The organism is Pseudomonas synxantha BG33R (assembly GCF_000263715.2).
Classification (GTDB): domain Bacteria; phylum Pseudomonadota; class Gammaproteobacteria; order Pseudomonadales; family Pseudomonadaceae; genus Aquipseudomonas; species Aquipseudomonas synxantha_A.
Genome location: NZ_CM001514.1, coordinates 1,361,039 through 1,381,411, shown reverse-complemented (window position 1 = coordinate 1,381,411; position 20,373 = coordinate 1,361,039). Strand labels below are relative to the sequence as shown.

Sequence of the window (20,373 nt, the reverse complement as noted above, 5' to 3'; positions counted from 1 at the left end):
ACCCTTTCGCAGATCTTCTGCGACAGCTTCACCCCATGATCTTTAGCGCTTTTTCATACAGCGCCTGGCGGTCGTCCTGGCCGGTAAGCCCACCGTTGATACGTCGGGTGATCTTCGCGAACTGCCCCTGATCCGCCAGCGTGTTTAGGCCTTTGGTCGACCAGAACCAGGCCGCTGACATGGCGGCGTGCTGGGGCAACTCAAGCAATTCAGGCTTGTTGATCAGGTCCAGCCCCAGGGCCTCGCCGCACGCGGCATAGTTGGCACGCCCAGTGACCTGGATCAGGCCACGACCACGGTACCTGGAACCGTCACCCTTCACGGTGTTGCCCAGATCGGCACGACCTTCGTACCCGGCCTGTTGCTGCGTTGGTCCCCAAATCTCCCGCACGTAACGCAACTGGCCCGACTCATGCCCGACCTGGGCGATGAACGCCGCGATGCGCGGCGGGGTGACAATGGCGTGTCGACTCATCGCCGCATTCAGCACAGGAACAAAAACGCCGGCATTGCGGCCGGCGTTCGGGAGTATCTGCAGCATTTGCTGCTCGGTGATAGGCATGGCTTTTCTCCAGGCGAAAAAATACCGCTCAAGGCGGCTGGTGGTGCGCGGTACCCGTTAAGCCGGAATGACGGGCCATTCAATGGATTGCGGATAATCCGCCTGGTCGACCACTCGGCTAAGCGCCAGCCGATACTTCTTCCATACCTTCAGGGCAGCGAGCTCCGCATCCGTGGCTTCGTCGACATCAACCGCATCCTGAAGTGGCGCGATAGCGTAGTCGGCGGCTGAACGTAGCTTAGCGATTTCTTCCTGGGCGGCTTCCAGGGGATCGGCTGGAGTTGGGGGCAATTGAGGAATCTCCTGGGCCGGCAGGGCGTCAACTGCCACATGCAGAGTAATACTGTGTGCCAGATCTGCAGGCTCACCGTCTTTTGCAACGCTCACCGCCAGCACTCCGTCATGGTAGCTGATCGCTACTGAGCAAGCCGCATCCATCTGGTTCAAAACGTAGCCCCAACCTTCAGGGGCCAGCGCCATCCCGAGCGTGCCGTAGACCAGGTACTGGCCGGGGCCTGGGTGTTCTGTGGTAATGGAGTCGACACCCAGGGAGGCGATGTCAATGACAGCGCCAGTTGCGCCTAGAATGTTTACCGCTGCGCGAGTAGTCATTTAAATAGCCTTTAAGGTGCCGTCTGCGGCACGAGTGGTGTTTCCAGTGTGGTAAACGCTATACGTGGGGCCGAAGGTTCCAGCGGCACCAGGCGTGGTGCGGAAGAGCAGCGAACCGGTGCCTTGCGACACAGGAATGAAAATCTGCGCCTCATATCCAACGTTGTACGGAATTCGAATCAGGGTTGAGTAGCTCAGCCCAGACGAAGATCCGTTATTCAGAAACTTGTAGAAAGCTCCTTGTTGCCCGGGCTCGCCAGGTCTGTCCATTTGATAGGCGTCTGGGGCAACATTGGAAAACATCCCGCTGAGTACGCCCGCCGGAATCAAGTCGCCGTTAGTAAGGCCAAAGTTTTTTGCAGAAGCGGTACCCAGGTCCAGTGCCACCTTGGCTGCTGCCTTGGTGGTAGTACCTGTACCACCATTTGCAAACGGGACAACCGCCATACTGGAGACGGGACCAAGTCCTGCGAGCGTGGCTCCCCACTGCTGAACCATCAGGTTGACCGCATCGGCCAGGGCCTTTGGGTAGCCGTTTACAGGGACAATGCCGTAGGACGCGCCGGAGGCATTGGCTCCGCGATAAGCCGGCGAGATCGACACGGAGGTATCGCTCGACGGGTTTATAACCTGATAGACGCCGTTATCTGGACCGACAAACATATCGCCAGAGCGGCAGTTTGAAAACTTCGTACCGACACCAGTCACAACGGTGTTGCCGTTATTGACGGTGACGGTTCCTTCTGAAAACCAAGAAGCCATATTTTTCTCCAGACAAAAAATTACCCGCACACGGCGGGCTCTTTGAGCTAATAAATCAGTTGAAGGGAAATGGCAGGTTGGCCGTCTCGATCACCAACGCGGTCGGTAGCCTATCCGTTGCAACTTGCGAAAAGTTTGGTGGCATTGGAGTACCACTCACAACCGTCGGGTGATCTTGAGGTGTCCCCCCAGCAGGCCCGAACATAAACTGAATGCCTCCTACGACACCGCCACACCCCTCGCTCCCCCCATAACGATAGGTCGGCTTCGACTCATTGAGACCGTACAACCAGATCTGACACCCCCTACTCCAGGGAAGGTACGCGGCGTACTCAACGCCCGGCTTGATATTAATCGTTACCTTGGCGGTAAATATATTTGACTGGTAACTGGGAGGTGTTTCGCGCTGCTCAACATTCAAGACGGCATTCGCGTATGGCCTGCTACCCGATGGGATTGGATATTGCGACTCCTGCGTTCCCGTCGGCGGAGGCGCTTGAATGGATGCAACTACATTCAAGGCCAGTTGCAGAGAGTTAAACGTCATTGCACCGTCCGTTTGCCGGGTTTTCAAGTACGGAGACCCCGCAATAGCGTCCTTCATCAAATCAAAGCAATAGAACTTAGTATTTACGCTTGCGTTGGTGTAAAGAAAAGTCATTGAATCGCCGGAAATCTTTGTCCCCTGCAAGCAGCCGCTGCCAGTGAGAAACACGATTGGCGACGAGGCTCCAACCACAGTGAAGCCATAAATAACATCTGACAAGGCAACGCTAGGACTTACACCTGAGCTTGTCCAGTTCCCCCCCCAATTAGGATCTACGTTCCCTCCTTTAAAACTCCGGCGCCACCAGGTCTCGATGACGCTCAGGTTTCCGCTTTTCACAAGACCATAGGTAATTTTGGCCGTATCAAACAGAAGACTGCCATCTTGTTTTTTAACTACGAGATTAGCCATTAATAATAACCGTAGTAAATAATGCAATTGGCTGAAAAATTACCCCAGCCATTGGTGTTGTACGAGTAGATCCAAGAGAGAACCCCGTTGGATATGGTTACCGACGGGACCTTTCCCTTTTCGAGCTGCCTGTCCTGAAGAGGAACGACGATTGGAAACTGGACCTTTCCAGGGGGCGGTGCCGGGATCGCTATTGAACCATTCGCAGAGTTGGTAACCACTGATCCTTGGGTCTGGCTAATACTCATAGTCATATCGACTTTAACCAGACCCGTATCGCGATCCCTTATTACTAATCCGACCATATTAGAGACTCAGATCAATACCAACCACACCGTTGGCGTAAATGAATTTAAGGAATGTATTGGTTAGCCTCATGGTGCCAAGGCCAGCAATATTCCCGTTCATTTCAAACGTACCGTCGAATGAAAGCCTCCACCCGCTGACCCCTGCCACGTAGTTATTTGACTGAATGTAATTACCGATCATGGCATTGGTGATCATGCCCGTCTTAATTACTGCCGAACTAATGAACACCTGCCCGCCAGAAACCACAAACGGGAAAGTTGCAGCGCCACTGACCTCGTCGATAATGGCGAATCGCTGAGCAAACGCCAGAATTTCGGACGTCTCCCCATCGCTGCCCAGAGCGAGCCCCGCCATTACTTTCTTTCCGTCCACATTGGTCTGGGCCTTGATGGTTGTCTGTGCCGATACCTTGCCGTCAAGGCCCGCTACGACCTGACTCACCTGCTGAACCGATGCATTGGTCTGGCCCAGACTGGCCTGGACCGTATCAGTCCGTTTGGACTGCACTTCTATCGCTGTGGCTCTTACCAGCTCCTCCTGCTGAATAAGCCCCTTCGCGCTATCAATCCCGGCCTGCAAGGTAGTCAGCCGCTCAGCAGTTGCTAATTCGCGAGATGCTTCAACACGCATCTGCTGGGCGATACTTGCGGTGGACTCATACGCTTTCAACGCCCCCGCCAGTTCGCCGGCGCCGTCGTCACCACGCACCGAAGCACGCAGTGATTCATTGCTGGATGCCTGGGCCGTGACCCGCCCGTCCAAGTTGGTGACCTTCGTGTCGAGGCCATTAATCGCTTGGGCATTGCCGATCGCCTTTTGATCAACCGCAGACAGGTCACTCTTGAGTTGGGTGATCTGCGTTGCGGACGTTTCGCGGTTGGTGGCAACAACCTGCTCAAGCACCGTCAGCGACGACTTGTTGTCACCAACCTGTGCGCCCAAGGTCAGCAATTGCTGGGCCATCGCATCATTTTCGCTGGCTCGGGTTTTACGCTCAACGGCAAGATCCGCCGTGGATGTCCAACCCTTGACTGCGTCGGCAAGATCGCCAGCGCCATCATCACCCCGAGCAGCAGAACGCAACGCCTCGACGGAGGTAGCGGTGGCCAACACCTTGCCGTCGATTTCCTCGATCTTGGTTTCGATGATCTGGACCTGCGACACCAGCGCGTCAGTGGTCTCAATGATGGTGCCAATATCGGTCCAGTACGTGGCGTCGGGCGGCGTTGCGCCGACAGGCACAGGGCCTTTCGCTTGGTAGAGGCGTTGATCCAGACGCACGATTTCGCCCTTCAAATACGGCTTTGCCGGGTCGTAAGCGAGGGCATCGCTCACTTTCTTGATCAGGTCTTCAAGTTCCTGCTTGGCCTCCTCCAGGCGTTCATTCACAGATCCTGGACCATCACCTGTAATCAGCTCGATCTCTTCTCGAAGGCTTTGGTACAGGGCGCCCTTTCCGATCTTGTCCGCAAAGTATTTTTCATACTCGGATTGATCCGAACTGGCCTGACCATTGACCGCACCAGGTACAGGGAAGAATGGGCCGACGTTGCCGGTCCGATCCACCAGGCGAGCCCAGAAGAACAGACTCGCGCCAGCCAACAGGCTGTGCATTTCGTGCTTGGCTTGCGGGTAACTGAAGTCGCTCAGCTTTATCGCGGTCGCCAGGTCAGCCGTTTGGCTGTACCAAAGTTCCGTGCGCTCAGTGTCCTCTGCACCTGGTGGGAATCCCCACTGAATGCCAATGCCATATACAAGGCTGGTGGTGGTTAGGAACGACACCGCCGGTGGCAGGCCGGTCTTGCCTGTCAGCATCACTTCAGGGCTGGCGCCCCAAATAGAGGCCACGTCCATTGCGTTGACCGAGCTAACCCGAGCAACGTAGCGACCGCTGTAGATGCCCTCAACTTCTGCACCCAAGCTCCCCGTGCGCGGCAAGCGGATCCAGTTTCCGCTGTCCTTGCGCCATTCCACGTTGTACGCAATGGCCCCCGGTACCGAGTCCCAGGTGATACGCATACTGGTAACAGCAATGCCTTGCGATACGACGCTGCGCGCCTCGATGCTGACGTTATCCGGCGGAGACATCACCCCTGGTGGAATGATGCTCGTTGGCTGTGGGTCAATGCGTGCGCCAGTGTCGATCGCCTGGTACTTAAGGGGCTCATGTTGAGTGGCAGCTATCTTGAACTGGTGCAGCCCTTGCGGCTCGATGGTCTGCACACGAAAGCGCATCACGGCCAGATCAGCACTTTCCACGGACCAACTGCATTCAGCCTCTGGGAGCTCCGAATAGTCTGCCATGACGGTGACCAGGCGCCCGGAGACCGACTTTACGATACGACCTTCGGATTTGCCGCTCGGCAAGTTGAGGATCAGACGGTCCTCCTCGTGTACCTCGGCGTCAATGTCGAGAGTTATCACGCGCCTGGTGGCCGCACTGATCCGACCGCCATTTGGCCGGCCAGCGAAGGTTTCATCTGCCACGCAGATAATCTGGCCAGGCTCGACGTTGCGGCCTTCCATGCCGGTGGTGAAGCTTACCGACCACTCCTCATACTGCTCAGACTTGAGCGCCCAGATACCGTGACGGATTGCTTCTCCCTCCACGGTACAGCCGAAACGCGAGATATCCAGCATCCGGTGCCCGAGGGCGCCGATCAGTTCCTCATTGGTTACCGGAGCCGGTTGGGTCTTGAACTCGTTTTCCGGGTTATCCCATGCGACTTTTGCCCTGGTGTGCCGATCAGGATAGGCGGCACCCACCATCTCGAACTCGCCAATAATGTTCGAGCGGGTGAAAACGTAGCCGTCCTCGTTGCCGGGAATGTCCGCCACCATAGTGACCTGCGAGCCGTTCCAGCAGCTGCTGCCACGGAACACGCTGGCCAGATCCGAAAGGAGCGCGTATCCCTCAATCGAATCCTGAATATAGACATTGGTGGTCATACGCGGCTGCATACCGCCCTTGCCGTCTGGCACCATCACGTCGCAATAGCGACCGATCTCGTACAGCGTCCAGTGATCCACCATGTCAGCGGTGATGCGGCGGCCCAAGCCATAGCGACGATGCAACAGCAGGTCGCGCCAAACCCAGACCGGGTTATTTGTATAGGCAAGCTTAAAGGTGCCGTTCCAGTCACCTGTATAGGTCCGGGTCTCTGGGTTGTAATTCGTCGGTACCTGAATAATTCGGCCGCGCATCAGGAAGCTGGCCTTTGGCGTGTCCTGGAATTGCTTGGCATCGAACTGCAGGCCGCCCAGCGCCAGGTTCGGATAGCGGAGCTTCTTGTCGATTACCTCCGTCAGCCCCTTGATGCGCATCAGGTCCGCAAAATTGGAATCGTTTCGGTTGGGGGTGAGTCGGCGCACGCGAACCAGCGCACTGGTGAAGCCCTCAGGGAGGTCGATTCGATGGGTGCGCTCGTATTCGGTTGTCCCTTTGTCGTCCAGGGTCGCCGACAAAACCGTTTGATAGCTTCCGCCATCTACGGAAAGATCAATGGCGTAGTCGATGCGGTAGCCGATCTGGTCGCCATTCGTCTTGACCTGCCAAATTTGCGGCCAGGACAAACGGATGCGCACAGCCGACAACTGCTGATCAGTGATCGCACGCGTCCAGGCGTTATCCGACTTCAACTCAACCGGCAGCCCCTGGGACGCCTCGTTCTCAATGGCCGGAAAGCCTGGAATGTGTTCTTGGTCCACAGTGCCCGGGCGGAAATCCCAAACGGTACCGGGAAAGTTCTCGCTACCGTCAGGCGAGACCAGCGGCGTGCCGTTGAGTTTTACCGACTTCTTATCATCGACCAGGCCGACGATTGGGCCCTCACTCAAGGCATAGAGCAATTTTACAGTGGCAACAGAAAGCGCAGTATCGGGTGCCTTGTAGGGCGTGTATGGCTTCTGCTCGCCCCCCTTGGCGCCCAAAACGCGGGCAGCAGTAGGCCGGCGCCGATGCTTTGCAGCAGGCGCTGTTGCGATTTTAGACATGGGTTTTCCTTACTGCTGATCTTCCGAAAAGACGCCAGCCGAGATGAGGGCGCCACCGATATCGCGTTCGCCATACAGAAGTGGTTTGCAGCGCCCCTGGGCCATCGTGGTGACCGCCCCGCCGAACGCATAGGACGGCCTGTTGCCATCGCCCTCCTTGTCCAGCACGCCCACCGGTGACGGGGACATACTCATGGCGATACCGCCAATCATCAGGCCAGCACCAGCTGCTACCAAGTAGTACTGCTGGGTGATTGCACCGACCACCACCAGGGCAAGACCTGCAATGGTGGCGAACAAGCCGCCTCCCTTGCTGCCAATCACAATTGGCGCAATACGGATCGGCTCAACGGTGTCCTGGCGCATCTCAATCTCGGTATCGCTCAGGTTCTTCTTCCCGCGGAACACTGCGTAGGTCAGGCCGCGCTCTTCCGAAAAGCGCAAGAACCGTCTGAAGCCGGGGATCTTCACGCACAACGCATGAATCGCCTCAGCGCATGACGCTACGGCCAGGTGGTGAACGCGACCGAACCGGGCGCCAAGCACACCATAAAGCATCACCAGCACCACCAAAGGCTGCGGGTTAACCGTAGTTTTCATTGCCATCAGTCAACCTCCGGCATTCGTTGGTGCCGAAGAATCAGCACGGTGTAATCAGCCCACATGCCGCCGTAAACGTCGCGGGTGGATTTCTTGCTGTAGCGATGATGCAGGAAGGTGCCCGGGGCCGGGTGCAGCTCCGGGGCACTGGTCAGCAAGCCGTCACCCAGATAGATTCCTGCATGGTTCGGTGCAGCGGCGTTGATCTGCATGACGATCATGTCACCCTTGCGCGGCATCGAAACCGGATAGAAACCGGCCTCCTCGTAGTACTTCTCGTAGAGGCTCTCACCATCGTTCCACCAGCCGTCCCGGCGTGGGTAGTTCGGCAATTCAATCCCATGCTCGCGCTCGTAGTAATCGCGGCACAGGGCATAGCAGTCCAGCAGACCATGGCCGAACTCGCGGCCAACCAGCGGGGCCTGGTAACCATCAGGCTTGAATTCGAAGTACTCGCCAGACGGCCAGCTCACAATACCCCACGGCTTTTCATGCAATTCGCAGCTGACACGATCGGTCATGCTCGGCATGGGTGGAACGTCGGGATGAGAGTGAATGATCATCGTCACCTCGCCACGGTCCTCAGCGTCACACTTATCCTCGGGGTTGATGATGAAGTGCTCGCTGGGGGTCTTGGCATCGTTGCGGCAGGCAACGTACTTCAGCCGCCCGGCCTCACGGATCACCACGCCGCAGCTTTCCTTCGGAAACTCCGCCGCAGCGTGCGCCTGAATTTGTTTCAGCATCGTCTTGTTCATGGGGTCTATCCAATAAGCGCAGCGCCAGGGGCGCCGCCGAACGACAACGGGTTGCCCTTGCCAAAGCGGATTTCGCAGTCACTTGGCCGGCCGCCACAGCGATCCAGTGCCGGGTCGTCCACTGGGTTGCCGTCGAGGTCGAACATCTTGATCCCGGTGTAGTTGCAGTCCGGGCCACGGTACTCGCCCCAAAGGCACCATTCGCACCGGTTCATGATCAGGCCGCCCGGCAACCTCTGACCCTTAACAGCAGTCGGAGGGGCCAACGAAAACACCACCTCTTCACGCAACAGGCTGGTGACCTGGTTGATATATGAGATGTCGAGCCTTTCCATGGTGCTGGCCGTCGGGTTGCCCTCTGGGAAATTCGCAGGGTCTAGGTATTTGACGTAGGTCTGCCGAACCGTCAGCTTGACCCCGCTCATCCCCTGGAATCGCCGGCATAGCGCTGTAATCGTTCCGTCGATATTGCTGATCTTCAGCATGGGTGTGGAGTTGTTGCCTTCAACGCTGCGCCCGAACCCGCCGGTCTCATAAGGACGTGGTAGATACACGTCGCCCTTCCAGATGATCGGCGTGGACTGTTGATGCGCGTGATACCGCAAGATGCCCATTCCACGCGCCTCGCCGTCCAACTCAATCAGCTGAATAACCGCGCCCGGCTCGAGCTTCTGGTCGTCCAAAGTGATCATGGGTTAAATACCTGCTGGAAAGTGGTGCTGAGGGTGTACTTCTTGTTGCCATGGGTTTGCAGTTGCCATCCACCGGTAGTGATGAACGCCCCTTGCACCTCAAGCGGCGGGGTCCACAGAAAGTGATTTGCCCCCTTGTGCCGCTTGAAGAACTCCCGGATCGGCTTGATGTAAGCCTCCCCGCCCGTGAAGGAAACGGTGTACGCGCCAGCAACATTGTTTATTCCGACCGATAATCGCTGGCTGTAGCCGTTACCGAACTTCGACTCAAGCACGTCAGGTTGATCGTCACCGGAAGAGCCAACCCGGGGCGACCAGTTGAATACCTCTGCCATCAGCTATTTCTCCGGTTGTTTGGATCGAGCAGGCCGTTTTGGCCTTTCTCTTGCACGATCACTTGGCGCGCGATCTTGGGCATTTCGGAGCGTGCGGTGGCAAGCAGCGCCAGCCCCATCTGCTCATAGCCTTCCGGCGCGTTCACAGATCCACCAGATCCGTCGCCATTGATGTGAAGGTGAATCTCTGGGGCAGAGCCTGACCCGGCGCCCGCCGCGACAGATGGAGCGGTGAAGGCCGGTGTGATACCTGGGCTTCCGACGAATCCGCCGCTCGCATAGCCTGGCTTACCGCTACGGTTCAGGCCGATGAGGTAATCCTTCATTCCAGGCTGATCGACCACCTCCTTGCGGATGACCACCTCGCCGCCGTGAACCACACCCTTCGGCTCAAACTTGCCACCCGGGCCGGTAAAACCACCTTCGGAGAACCCGGCCAGCGCCATGCCGGCGACCATGCCCGCATTTGCGTAACCCGCTGCCAGCAGCGCCGCGCCCACCGGTATACCGCCCAGGATGGTCAGTTCCGCCGGTGCCTTCGCTGCAGCTATCTGGGCGTTCATGATGATCGACGCCACCGCGAACGCCTTTTGCGCGACAAACAACGCCTTGTATGCGCCAGACTGCTCGCCAGCGATCTTGCCAACCATGTCTGCGGCCTGGCCCGACAACTCGCTGAAGGTGCCGATCACGGCCACTTTATAGGCGCCCTGAATGTCAGAAAGCCTCGCCTGGTTCGTTTGGTTGATTTCCACCACCCGGTCCAAGTACTGCTGCTCGGCGGCGAGCTTCTGTTCGTTGGTGCTTTGCTGGTCGGCCAGGATCTGATCGCGAAGTTCGGCCTGCATCGACATCTGCTTGTCGTGCCACTTTTTCAGGGCGGCCTCGGCCTCTGCAATCTTGACCAGCTCACCGGACGGCCCGCCCACCGATGAGTCGATGCCACCAAACTCTGGCGCCTCGGTAACGGTGGCTTTCGAGATGGCATCAGCGCCGGCGCGATAGTCGTCTGACGACAGCTTCCCAGCGCGATTGGCTGTTTCCAGGACCTGCATCCGCTCTTTCGTGGTTGCAAGCAGGGCCTGCTCTTTGGTTTGAAGGCCTGACATCAAGCCGTCATAGGCCTTTCTGGCATTGAGCGCGTCGAGCTCAATGGCCTTGCCCTCGAGCATTACCTTGTTCTTCGCTGATAGCTTCGAAAGCTCGCCAGTGGTGAGCTCGTAGCGGAGGCGCCCTATCTCGGTAGTTTCACCATATAGCGCTACCTGCTGTGTGAGGTTGGCCAGGGTCTGCTTGTAAGCGTTGTTGAGTTGTTCGGCTTGGCGGTGAATATCCTCCGCCGCTTTCTTCGCCTTCTGCTGGGCTTCCTCCGACGCCTTGGCCGCAGCCTCGGAACCTTTGATAGCACCGGCTAGAATGCGCCAGCCTTCCGCAGTAGCTGGGTCGACGCCCTCACGCTCAATACGGCGATTCACCTCACCGACCAGGTCTCCGCCATCCCGCACCGAATTCAGTCGCTCCACCAGCGTCTTGGAGTAACTGGTCCAGCCGTCAATCGTTTTCTGATCCGGCCCCTCTATCTTCTTCAGGCCCGCACCGGCCTGGTCGGCCGCGTCAGCGACATCGTTTAATCGTGCTGTCAGTATATTGGCGACGTCACCGTAATCGCCGGAGGCCTTGATGGCCTCACCGTACGCTGCTGCCGAGGCGTTGATGGCGTTGGTCATTTCCTTGTTTGGACCGATTGCCGCGACCAACTGCTGACTGGCCGAATCAATATCCTGGCCGCCGGCAATGCGACGATTGAAGTCTGTCACCGCCCGATCGCGCTGGAACGGGTTGGCCGAGTAGGTATCGCCCCACTTGTCATTGCCCTGGGCAGCGGCGCGGATCTCGCGTAGCGCCTTCTGTGCCGCGACCTGTGCGTCCGCCTGCTGCTGGATAACGCCGTCAAGCTTATACCGCGCCTGCTCTTTGCCAAGCTCGGAAAATTCTTTGCGCAACTCCTCCACGGGGCGCTTTAGGTCGACGGTAGCTTGCCGGGCCTTATCGCTGTTGTCGCGGAACAATAAATAGCTCGCCGCTACGGCGCCGGCGGTAACAGCAAGCCCGGCCGGGCCACCCATTACCCCAAGCAGCGCCGATCCGGCCCGCCCAGCCAGTGATGTCGCGGCTGTTTGGGCGGCTTGCGCGGCGGTCTGCGCGACGGTTGCTTGGGTATCAGCCAGCCTGGCGAGTCGAAGGCGGCTGAGGGCTGCGGTATGACCATCGGTAAATCTTGTCGCTGCGACCTGGGATTCTGCGGCGATCACTTCTGCAGCGGTACGGCGGGCGGCGGCTGTGGCCGCATCAAGCTGGGCGGTAGTCCGGCCAATTTCGGCAGATCGGGCTTCCCGCAAAGCGCCGACCTGATCACGCAACCCCTTAATCAGTTCGCCAGACTTCAGTCCGACATAGGCGGCGCCCGCAGTTAACGCCGACGCGGCCAATACATCCATGTTCTTTGCAACAAGGTCAATCGCACCAGAGAGAACCGCTGTGCTGCCGGTTGCTGAGTCAGCTCCTCCAATCCACGCCTGGAAGGCATTAGTCAGGGCCGTGGTTGAGCGGCTGACTGAAGGGGGCATTTTGCCGAACTCTTCATTTAGGACCCCAAGCTGGCTGATCAGCGCTGGCACGAGCTTATCAATAGTGATCAGCCCTTTATCAGCCATGGCCTTGAGCTCGCTCCTAGCAACGCCCATCCCTGCCGCAAGCGCGCGTAGAACACGATCTCCGCTATCAGCGATGGAGTTAAATTCCTCCCCGCGCAGCACGCCCTGGGCAAGTGCTTGAGCAAACTGAGTGATAGAAGAGGAAGCCTCAGCTGAGGTCGCACCGGATACTTGCAGACCCACCGATAATGCTTCTGTAACTCCAAGCACCTCAGATGTTGAATACCCAAATTCACGCATCGATGACGCCGAGCGGCTGAACAAACCGGCATTATCTGAATACGAAGTGCCAGTACGCTGACTCAGTTCAAACAAGGATTTCTGGCTTACGGCGAAGTCTTCAGTGCTGGTGGTGGCCTGTTTGAGCCTAGCATTTACTTGGTTCCAGGCGTCAGCCTGGTGAACAACGTTGCCCACTGCCAATGCACCAGCCATTGCGGCGGCATAGCTGCCCACTGTGGAAGTGAGAGACTGCATTGCCGCGCCCTGCGCACGCACAGCGGCCTCTTGAGAGCGCCAAGAACTTGTGGCGTCCCGATTGCCTGAGGTGATGGTCCGCAGATAGCTCTGGCCCAACAGCCAGCGGTACGGTGGTTGATATGGTGCCCAGCGCCACGCCCTCGCGGTTGGCGTACCAGTGACCAACCAAAAGCAGGATGGCCTGCTCGACATCAGGGGTCAGCCCCATTTGAGCAGGCTCCACAGGATCAGCCTCGACCAGTTCCCTGTCGCAGTGCATACCCACATGGGACTTGGCCGCCTCCAAGTAGCCGGCGATCAGAGCATCCTCTTCATCGTCATCGACCTTGAGGTGACTCTTCACTCGCGCCAGGTCGATCATTTACTTGGTCTCGTTGGGCTTGGCCGACTTATTCGCCGCCGGTTTCGCCTTTTCTGCGAGGCCTTTACCAATCAGCGCGTGCGCCAACTCTTCGTCCTCAACGTCGAGGGTGGTGCCGGCCGATACTCGGCCATTTGGAACCTTGAGCTTTTCGGGATCGCCCTCGAAGCCCCACAGAACTTTAATTTCCATGATATTCACCTGAGTTTTGTTCGGGGCCGTTAGGCCCCTGATGCTGGGTTGAGTTAGGCGACGTGCTTGAAGCGGCCTTTGACGAAGGCGTACTTCTTGCGCACGGCCAGGCCGAGACGCTCTTCCACCAGGATGGCGCGCTGGTTCTTGATGAAGTCGTCATTGATCATGCCGACCTTGATGGTGAAGCCCATGCGATCGTAGATCCGCGCGCCTTGCTGGAACGAGCCAGTCAGGAACTCGCCGCCGGTCGTTTCGCCGTCACCCTCGTCCATGCTGTCCGAGGCAACGATTGGGCGGCCCCACAGGACCGGGGTAACAAGGCCTTGCAGGTTGGCGAACAGGTAGCGGTTCTCGCCGTCCTTCTGCAGCTCGATGTTCATCCAATCCAGATCGGACATGACCACGGCATCGGCCGGCAGCTTAGACTGCTTGCGCGCCTGGTAGATCGCACGGCGCACGGTGTCGATGGCCGTGTCAGTGGCCTTGCTCAGCGCTGGGTCGAAAACGGTCGCCTGGGTCATGATGCCGTTCAGGTTATTACCGGTGCCATCCCCCTTCAGCAACTGACCTTCGCGCTTCAGCTCCAGGTCGAAGCGCAACAATTCCTGAATGTAGCTGTAGAGCTGCGGAACATCGTCGAGCGCTTCGTCGGTCACCGGCATCCATACAGCAATCTTCTTGATGGTGTCGGTGACCTGCTCGAAGGTCACGTTGCTGGTTGGCTTGGCGCCACCTTCTGGCACCATGCCCGCGCCCAGGGTGTGCAGCAGTTCACGGTAGTAGGTAAACGCCTGGCCGGTTACCGGCGTGGTCGGGATCAAGTCGCGAATCAGCAGGTTCTGGCGCGGAGCGCCCTGGATGACAGGATCGTACTGAGGGGCAACCAGGCCGGCGCTGGTGACCTTAACTTCGGCCATGCTGGCCATATCGGACTTGGTGATCTCAATTTCGGCCGAGCTCTGAGTCTTTTTGGTCAGGGCTTGGTAGTTATCGTTACCCTTAACAAAGTCGATGAAGCTTTTCTTTTCCGGGTTCTGGTTGCGCAGCTTGATGCCCTTTTCTTCGAGCTTCTGCACCTGCTCGATGACACGCTCGATCTCACCTTTTTGGTTTTCGATCTGAGACTTCATCTCGGCGGTGACGGTGTTGCCCTTCTGCAGCTCATCGGCAACAGCGTCGTACTTCTTCTGCAAGCCGCCGAAACCTTCTTTCAGCTGGTTTTCGAGCGAGCTTTTTACTTCTTGGATTGGATCGGTCATGGCGACACCTTAAAAAATTGGTCAAATGTGTGTGAGAGTTTTTTCAGCTCTTCCACGGTCGCCGTGGCCTCAGTCTCACCATCGCGGTGAACTGCGGAGTAGCCGAGCGAGGCGACCGCTGCCGCCTCCTTTTGGGAGAGCCCCATGCGGTCGCGCAGGGCCTTCTCAAAAATTCTGATATCCGACTTCACGTCGGTTACTTGTGCAGCCGGGTTCATTCCGAACGGCACTAGGGATGCCTCCCAGAGCTCCGCCTGTTTGATGATTCGCACGCTTCGACCTTCGCGTTCTTCGTAGGCCGCCAGGATCGTGTTAAAGCCGATAGACATGCTGTCGAGCGTGCCTTCCTTCATCAGCTCATAGGCGTCACGGGCGTAACTAACCGCTAAGTTGACCTTGCCCTTGATGTAGAGGCCGTGGTCGTCCTGGGTGAATTCGGCCGAGCCAACAAGCCGCGTCAAGTCATGGAACAGGGCCAGCTTCAAACGGCCCGCTCGCGTGGTCTTCACTTTGGTGAATGCACCGGGAAGGATCACGTCATCGCCCAGGTCGATGTTGTTGAACACCGCAGCGTAGCCCTCGAAGTTACCGAGCTCATCGCTGGCCTTCACCTCAAAGGGAACCTCAATCTTGCTTAGCATTGGTCTGCATCTCCCACCGGGTGACCCGGTCGTATTCTTCGCCAGCCAGGCGGGGCTCGTTTTCTTTCTCGCGGACGGCGTTGATACTTAACCAGCCAGAGCCACCAGAGCCGCCAAGCGCAGCCTTGTAGTAGGCTGCCCGGCCCGCGCTATCCGCACGCAACAAACCCTCCACGATGAACTCCACAAACTGGGGTTTATCGCGGAAGAGCTTGTCGTTGATTTCATCCTCAATTGCGTCGAGGTAGGGCTTGAGGCCAAAGGTCACGTAACCGCTGGTTTGTTGCTCCAGGTTCGACCCCATGATTGAGGTCTTGCCGGCACGGTTGGCCAGGTACAGAGGCACGCCGTAACAGCCGGCAATCGCCTCCTCCTGAAATTGCTGGGACTCAATGAACTGACTGTCCTTCTGGCTCAGCCCGGCCGGCACGATCTTCGGGCCGCCCTGCAAGATCCCCATTGAGCCGATATCGTTGATGTCGCCTTTACGCACATCAGGAAACTTCTCCATGATCTGCGCTTGCTGGACCTTGGTCAGGAACTGGTCATAGATGACGTAGCCACCGGTAAAGCCGCCTTTGCGCATGAACATTGCTGACCAGTTTTGCGCGGTCTTGGCGAGACCCATCGTTTCGGCCTGGTACTCAACAGGCGACAGTCCGTTGATTCCATCCATGCTGAACAGCTTGAAATGCAGCATGTTCTCTGGCGATACCGGGGAACGATCCCCGCCGATAGTGACCCAGTAGATCAAATCATCAGACGTATCGATCTCGACGTTGTCAGCACTTACCGGGATGAAGCCGATCCAGTCACCGTTATCGGCGCGCTCAATGATGCTGTACGCATTGCCCCGTAGCGCCATGTTCACCACGGCGCACTTTAGAAAGTTGAGTTTGGTCATGTACGGGTTAGGCTTTCTCAGCACCCTGGCTTGCCGCGACTTGGTGTCGGCCAGCACTCGACCCGACGGCGTATCTTCAAAAATCTTGAGCGGCAGCCCAGCGGCAGATTCGCTCAGGATCTTCACGCACGCCCAGACGATGGGGATAGTTATCGCAGCCTTGGACGTGATAGTGACGCCCGCCTTCGTGCGTTTACCCCCGGCCACCATTTCGACCTCGGTGTATTCGCCGGTCTTCGGGTCGGTGTAGCCGAACATGCGCCATGACAGCGGGTTATACCAACGAGATGCCATATTCAGCCTATGAGTTCGAGCCGATGAGTCCGAAGAACCCATCAGCCAGGTAATTGTCGAGCCCGCTTTGGGCTTGAGGATTGAGCGACAGCAGCGAGATGGCATTGAAGGCCGCCATCAACGGGTCGATCTTCGCCAGGCCCGACGCCTGCTTGGTGATCAAAATGGCGTTTCCGGCTGGTACCACCCGCGCATTGCCGCAGCACCAGGCCATCATTGGTTGGCCTCCATGGACCAGGCCGCCCTCGGCGAGCTTTCGCTCAGTGGTCTTGATTGCACCGTTCAGCTTCCAGCCTTGGCTGATGCCGATGATCTTCTCTTCCGGAATACCGGCCTCGGCGAGGGCGTCAAGAATTGCGCCGATACCGGAGGGGTCGACTCCGACCTTGTCGAGCAAACCGGCAGCCTCGACTCTGGCCACCAGCTCAGCGACGTCCTGCACGTCGTCACCGATGGTCTCGACCAAGGTCAAATCACCATTTCCGGCGAAGTCTAGAAATCGGGACGCTTCACTTTTGCGACGCTCCAGGACGGACGGGTGAGCCCAGGCATGGGTCCAGAGAAGCCATTGCCGAGTGAGCTTGTCGCGGCCGGCGGCGGCGAAGCCGAGCAAGTCGTCGAGGCCGCCGCCGTCAATGCCGATGTCGACAACCTCTGAGCGGTCAATCAGTTGCTCGAAGGTCAGGCCCCCTGGCGCCGCCTGAACCTCCCAAAACTCAGCGCCAGCCCAACGATCGGAACGCAGATCAAGCCCAATCTCCACGTTTAGGTGCTTTGCGAGAAATCCTCGAACCGCGCCCTCACCCTCTGCTTGGGCTTCCTGATACTTCTGCTCGATAACCTGCTGGTCGACGGAAAGCCCCCAGTTTGGGTTGGTGACGTGCGCGTTTGCCAAGTCGCGGTGATCGCCCCGCTTAATCATTTCCTTCGGGAATTCGTAAATCACCGGAAGAAAGCGGAGGTCCGTTATTTTTCCGTCGCGAACATTACGGGCGTAGTCGAGTTTCGCCTTGAACACTCCCGCTGGTGGCTCATCCGATTGTGTGGTGCAGTAGAAGACGAAGCCTTCAGGTCGCGACGTCAAACCGCCTGTTGCCTCCAGGAGCATCTTGGCGGACTGGCGCAACTGACGAGCCTTTAACATTCCGACCGGCCTTTAACTTCTCCAGAGCGGCAACAACATCAGGATCTTTGGCAAGCCTCGATCCAGCCGCCGAAGCGCTAGCGGCCGCGTATCCAGCGGCCTCCGCCGCTTCGCGATTCGAGGCCCCATCAGCCTTTGATTCGACAAAACGGCGTTTTTTGTTTGTTAACGCCATTAACAAAACCTTTAAAAAGGGGAAAAAAATCGCGCGTGAGAGGGGGAGTGGTCTGGGGAAAAGTCGATCCCCATATTTTGACCGCCCCCGGGTCTCAGGCCGGGGAGTTGGCGTGCTTCACGGTGCGAGTGACGTGCTACAGATCGACTCAGGCGCCCTGCGCTTCCTCGCGCTGCTTCTTCGAGGAGTGGCAGGTGCCGCACAGGCTCATCCAGTTGGTCCGGTCCCAGAACAGCGTCATGTCGCCTCGATGAGGGATGACGTGGTCAACCGTGTTGGCCGCTGTCACCCTTCCCTCGCGATCGCAGTACACACAGAGCGGGTTGTCATTGAGGTGGACCAGCCGAGCCTTCTGCCATTCGTAGTTGTAGCCACGCTGACTGGACGTGGTCTTGCCGGTACGCCATGAGCCTGGAGCAGCAGTTGCCAGCCTGTTGCCTTGAGTACTGACCCTATTGCCCAAGGTCTTGATTCGAGCCATCACCCTTCCAGTGAAAGCTTGATCGAGCCTAGGATCACGCCGAGCGCGGCAGCCTGGGATGACTTGGCCAGCTCAACTACCAACGCCTCAACACGTGCGACCTCGGCCTGCTCATCGGCTGGCATATCACTGACCATGCCTTTGATCTGGTAGTACTCGGCGCTTACTGTGCTCATGGTGTGGTCCTTGTCGCGCGCCACGATTTGGCGCATTCGAAAACGTGGCGCGGATTACTTGCTCTGGCTGCGGACGATCTGGGCGTCGACCTGGTCAGCGCACGTATCGAGCAGCTTGATGGCCTTGTCCTTCAGCTCCCAAACGTCGCCGTTGAAGTGAAGGTCGGCGTCTTCCTGGTCGACCCGCTCACATGGGATCAGCTCAGGGGCCTCCAGTCTTACGGCCTGGGTCTTTGTTACTACCGCCGGCTTTGCCGCGCAGGCCGTCAGGAAGAGGCTGAGCAGCCCAGTCACGAACAGGCTTGCTGTTGCGCTTGAGTTCTTCAAAGTCTTTCCTCGCCTTCTCGGCTTTCTTCTCGCTGGCCTTGATGCGCTTGGCCAGATCGGCGGTGTAAGCGGCGTTGCGCTGGGCCTCGGCCCGAAGGGTTGTGATTGTGGCCTGGCTCTCCGTGTTGGCCTTGACCGCCTCGTCCTTGGCCTGGGTCTCAACGAGCTTTTCGTTTCGCAGATCCTCAACACGCATCTGCTGGATGCCGACGAGCAACAGGCCAACCAGGGCGACGATGATTGCCACTGCTATCGCCTTCATGCTGAGTCCGCCTTTCTGCCCAGGAACCTGATGATCAGGTCGCGGATCGCTGTCACGCCGATGAAGCCAATAGCGCCACCGGCAGCCACTGAAAGGCTTGGCGGCCACTCCATCCACTCGATGATGCTGCTGGCGGATAGGCTCAAGGCCCCGCACAGCAGCGCTTCGAACAAGGTTCGCCAGTAGTTCGGCTCTTTGGCGTCGTACAGCACGCGCAACAATGTGATCGTGAAGGCCATGATTGCGCCCTGCCACAGTGGGTTCGAGAGGACCAGCCAGACTTGCGCCCAGAAGTCGGGGGTTTTCTCTGGCATTGGGTTCATCTCGGTATCCTCCCGGTGAGGGAGTGAAGGAATGGATTAGCGGGAGCGGTGAAGCAGGCCGCCCGGCATGAGCTCGCGGCGGATCACCGCTTTGACCTGGTCGGCGAGATTCGAACCCAGTAGGTCAACCTGCTCTTTCAGCTCTTGGTCAAGCTAGGTCTCGCCGATATTGCCAGCCAACACTTTGAGGATCTTGATGGCATCACCACTGGCGATAGCCCGCTCAAGATCGGTCTGTCCGTCCCTGGTCACACCGAAGCGATCAGCCGACACAACGAACCGCGAAGGCAGGCCCAGGCCAACGCCGGCTGAGTAGTACTGCCCGTTGGCCAGGACCTGCGTATTCACCGACCAGCTGGCGGCGAGCTTGCTGTCGAGCACTGCATCCTCGATGAAGGCCTCGTTGATGTAGACCTGATCGCCATCAACCTTGAAGGGCTGGGGTTTCTCAGGCTCTGGCTGATCCGGATTGCCGATCTTGAACCGCACAACACCGTCATGCGTAACGATCATTTCACCATTCTTGATGCTGACGCGCGTGCCGGCGACCTTCGCCTTCTCCAGACGATCAGCTAGCTCTTCCTCGGTTTCGAGCCGTGAGTAGCTCAAAAACAGGCGAGCATTGAAGGATTCATCGCCGTAGCTCGCGTCGAACTCTTCGAACTCGGCGGCGTGGCGATACTGCTCTGGTACCTTTTGCAGCTCGGCCTGCATGAACTGGAGCAGGTTGGCGGCATTCTTGGGCAAGTCGTACTTGCTCCAGCTGGCCACCTCGACCGACACCATCTGGCGCTCAGGCGCTTTGGCAGCGCTACCGAGGATGCAAGAGTTGATCTCGAAGGTACCGTCTTGTTCCAGCTTCCAGCCGGAAGCGCCCGGCACGTAGTTGGCGCTCTGGATATCACCGACGCGCGCTGTTTCAACTGAGTCGATCCGCGCTGCCAATGCCGCGTCCGCCGCCACTCGCGCAACCGACTCGGTCTGGATCTGGGCGCTGAGTGCATAGAACTGAGCGCGAACGGATTGGAGTTCAGGATCGGACATTTGCTGTGCCTC

Annotated in this window: 20 protein-coding genes and 2 pseudogenes; all 22 read right to left on the bottom strand. The window is 58.1% G+C overall.

Annotated elements, in window-relative coordinates; genetic code table 11:
- Positions 1-28: 28 nt before the first annotated feature.
- Positions 29-562, bottom strand: coding sequence for a glycoside hydrolase family 19 protein (locus PSEBG33_RS20920; RefSeq protein WP_005785375.1), 534 nt, complete (start codon positions 560-562; stop codon positions 29-31).
- A 57-nt stretch (positions 563-619) separates the two neighbouring features.
- Positions 620-1,174 (bottom strand): tail fiber assembly protein, encoded by a 555-nt coding sequence (locus tag PSEBG33_RS20925; protein ID WP_005785373.1) that lies wholly within the window; start codon positions 1,172-1,174, stop codon positions 620-622.
- Entirely contained in the window at positions 1,175-1,936 is a 762-nt protein-coding gene (locus tag PSEBG33_RS29465) for a hypothetical protein (RefSeq protein WP_005785372.1), read from the bottom strand.
- A 55-nt stretch (positions 1,937-1,991) separates the two neighbouring features.
- A complete protein-coding gene (locus PSEBG33_RS20930; protein WP_032803286.1) occupies positions 1,992-2,894 on the bottom strand; it encodes a hypothetical protein in 903 nt (300 codons plus the stop codon).
- A 306-nt stretch (positions 2,895-3,200) separates the two neighbouring features.
- Positions 3,201-7,196, bottom strand: coding sequence for a phage tail protein (locus tag PSEBG33_RS20935; protein ID WP_005785368.1), 3,996 nt, complete (start codon positions 7,194-7,196; stop codon positions 3,201-3,203).
- Positions 7,197-7,205: 9 nt separating this feature from the next.
- Positions 7,206-7,802: a tail assembly protein gene (locus tag PSEBG33_RS20940; RefSeq protein ID WP_005785366.1), complete on the bottom strand. Its 597-nt coding sequence runs from the start codon at positions 7,800-7,802 to the stop codon at positions 7,206-7,208.
- Positions 7,802-8,554, bottom strand: coding sequence for a C40 family peptidase (locus PSEBG33_RS20945; RefSeq protein WP_005785365.1), 753 nt, complete (start codon positions 8,552-8,554; stop codon positions 7,802-7,804). The genes PSEBG33_RS20940 and PSEBG33_RS20945 overlap by 1 nt, the downstream gene beginning before the upstream one ends.
- Positions 8,555-8,559: 5 nt before the next feature.
- Complete coding sequence (locus tag PSEBG33_RS20950; protein ID WP_005785363.1) at positions 8,560-9,246, bottom strand: phage minor tail protein L; 687 nt, start codon at positions 9,244-9,246, stop codon at positions 8,560-8,562.
- A complete protein-coding gene (locus tag PSEBG33_RS20955; protein WP_005785361.1) occupies positions 9,243-9,581 on the bottom strand; it encodes a phage tail protein in 339 nt (112 codons plus the stop codon). The genes PSEBG33_RS20950 and PSEBG33_RS20955 overlap by 4 nt, the downstream gene beginning before the upstream one ends.
- A complete protein-coding gene (locus PSEBG33_RS28160) occupies positions 9,581-12,772 on the bottom strand; it encodes a tape measure protein (protein ID WP_157264117.1) in 3,192 nt (1,063 codons plus the stop codon). The genes PSEBG33_RS20955 and PSEBG33_RS28160 overlap by 1 nt, the downstream gene beginning before the upstream one ends.
- Positions 12,773-12,869: 97 nt before the next feature.
- A pseudogene (locus PSEBG33_RS29670) lies at positions 12,870-13,136 on the bottom strand (head-tail connector protein); the annotation flags it as partial.
- Positions 13,137-13,328 carry a hypothetical protein gene (locus tag PSEBG33_RS20960; RefSeq protein ID WP_005785356.1) on the bottom strand — a complete coding sequence of 64 codons (192 nt, stop codon included), beginning with the start codon at positions 13,326-13,328 and terminating at the stop codon, positions 13,137-13,139.
- 53 nt (positions 13,329-13,381) lie between these two features.
- The gene (locus PSEBG33_RS20965) at positions 13,382-14,590 is read right to left on the bottom strand and encodes a phage major capsid protein (RefSeq protein ID WP_005785355.1); all 1,209 of its coding nucleotides are present in this window, start codon (positions 14,588-14,590) and stop codon (positions 13,382-13,384) included.
- Positions 14,587-15,231, bottom strand: coding sequence for an HK97 family phage prohead protease (locus PSEBG33_RS20970; protein ID WP_005785353.1), 645 nt, complete (start codon positions 15,229-15,231; stop codon positions 14,587-14,589). Before PSEBG33_RS20970 ends, PSEBG33_RS20965 begins: the two co-directional genes overlap by 4 nt.
- Positions 15,215-16,429: a phage portal protein gene (locus tag PSEBG33_RS20975; protein WP_005785351.1), complete on the bottom strand. Its 1,215-nt coding sequence runs from the start codon at positions 16,427-16,429 to the stop codon at positions 15,215-15,217. Before PSEBG33_RS20975 ends, PSEBG33_RS20970 begins: the two co-directional genes overlap by 17 nt.
- Before the next feature lie 7 nt (positions 16,430-16,436).
- Positions 16,437-17,537 (bottom strand): annotated as a pseudogene (locus tag PSEBG33_RS20980) (terminase TerL endonuclease subunit); the annotation flags it as partial.
- Entirely contained in the window at positions 17,497-17,748 is a 252-nt protein-coding gene (locus PSEBG33_RS28470; protein WP_420066306.1) for a terminase small subunit, read from the bottom strand. The gene PSEBG33_RS28470 and the pseudogene PSEBG33_RS20980, both read right to left, overlap by 41 nt.
- Positions 17,749-17,896: 148 nt before the next feature.
- Positions 17,897-18,229 carry an HNH endonuclease gene (locus PSEBG33_RS20985; protein ID WP_005785347.1) on the bottom strand — a complete coding sequence of 111 codons (333 nt, stop codon included), beginning with the start codon at positions 18,227-18,229 and terminating at the stop codon, positions 17,897-17,899.
- On the bottom strand, positions 18,229-18,405 hold the full coding sequence (locus PSEBG33_RS20990) for a hypothetical protein (protein ID WP_005785345.1): 177 nt from the start codon (positions 18,403-18,405) through the stop codon (positions 18,229-18,231). The genes PSEBG33_RS20985 and PSEBG33_RS20990 overlap by 1 nt, the downstream gene beginning before the upstream one ends.
- A 202-nt stretch (positions 18,406-18,607) precedes the next feature.
- Positions 18,608-18,994 carry a hypothetical protein gene (locus PSEBG33_RS20995; protein WP_005785343.1) on the bottom strand — a complete coding sequence of 129 codons (387 nt, stop codon included), beginning with the start codon at positions 18,992-18,994 and terminating at the stop codon, positions 18,608-18,610.
- Entirely contained in the window at positions 18,991-19,317 is a 327-nt protein-coding gene (locus PSEBG33_RS21000) for a phage holin, lambda family (RefSeq protein WP_005785342.1), read from the bottom strand. Before PSEBG33_RS21000 ends, PSEBG33_RS20995 begins: the two co-directional genes overlap by 4 nt.
- Before the next feature lie 153 nt (positions 19,318-19,470).
- Positions 19,471-20,361, bottom strand: a complete 891-nt coding sequence (locus PSEBG33_RS21005; RefSeq protein WP_005785340.1) for a phage tail tip fiber protein — start codon at positions 20,359-20,361, stop codon at positions 19,471-19,473.
- Positions 20,362-20,373 lie beyond the last annotated feature (12 nt).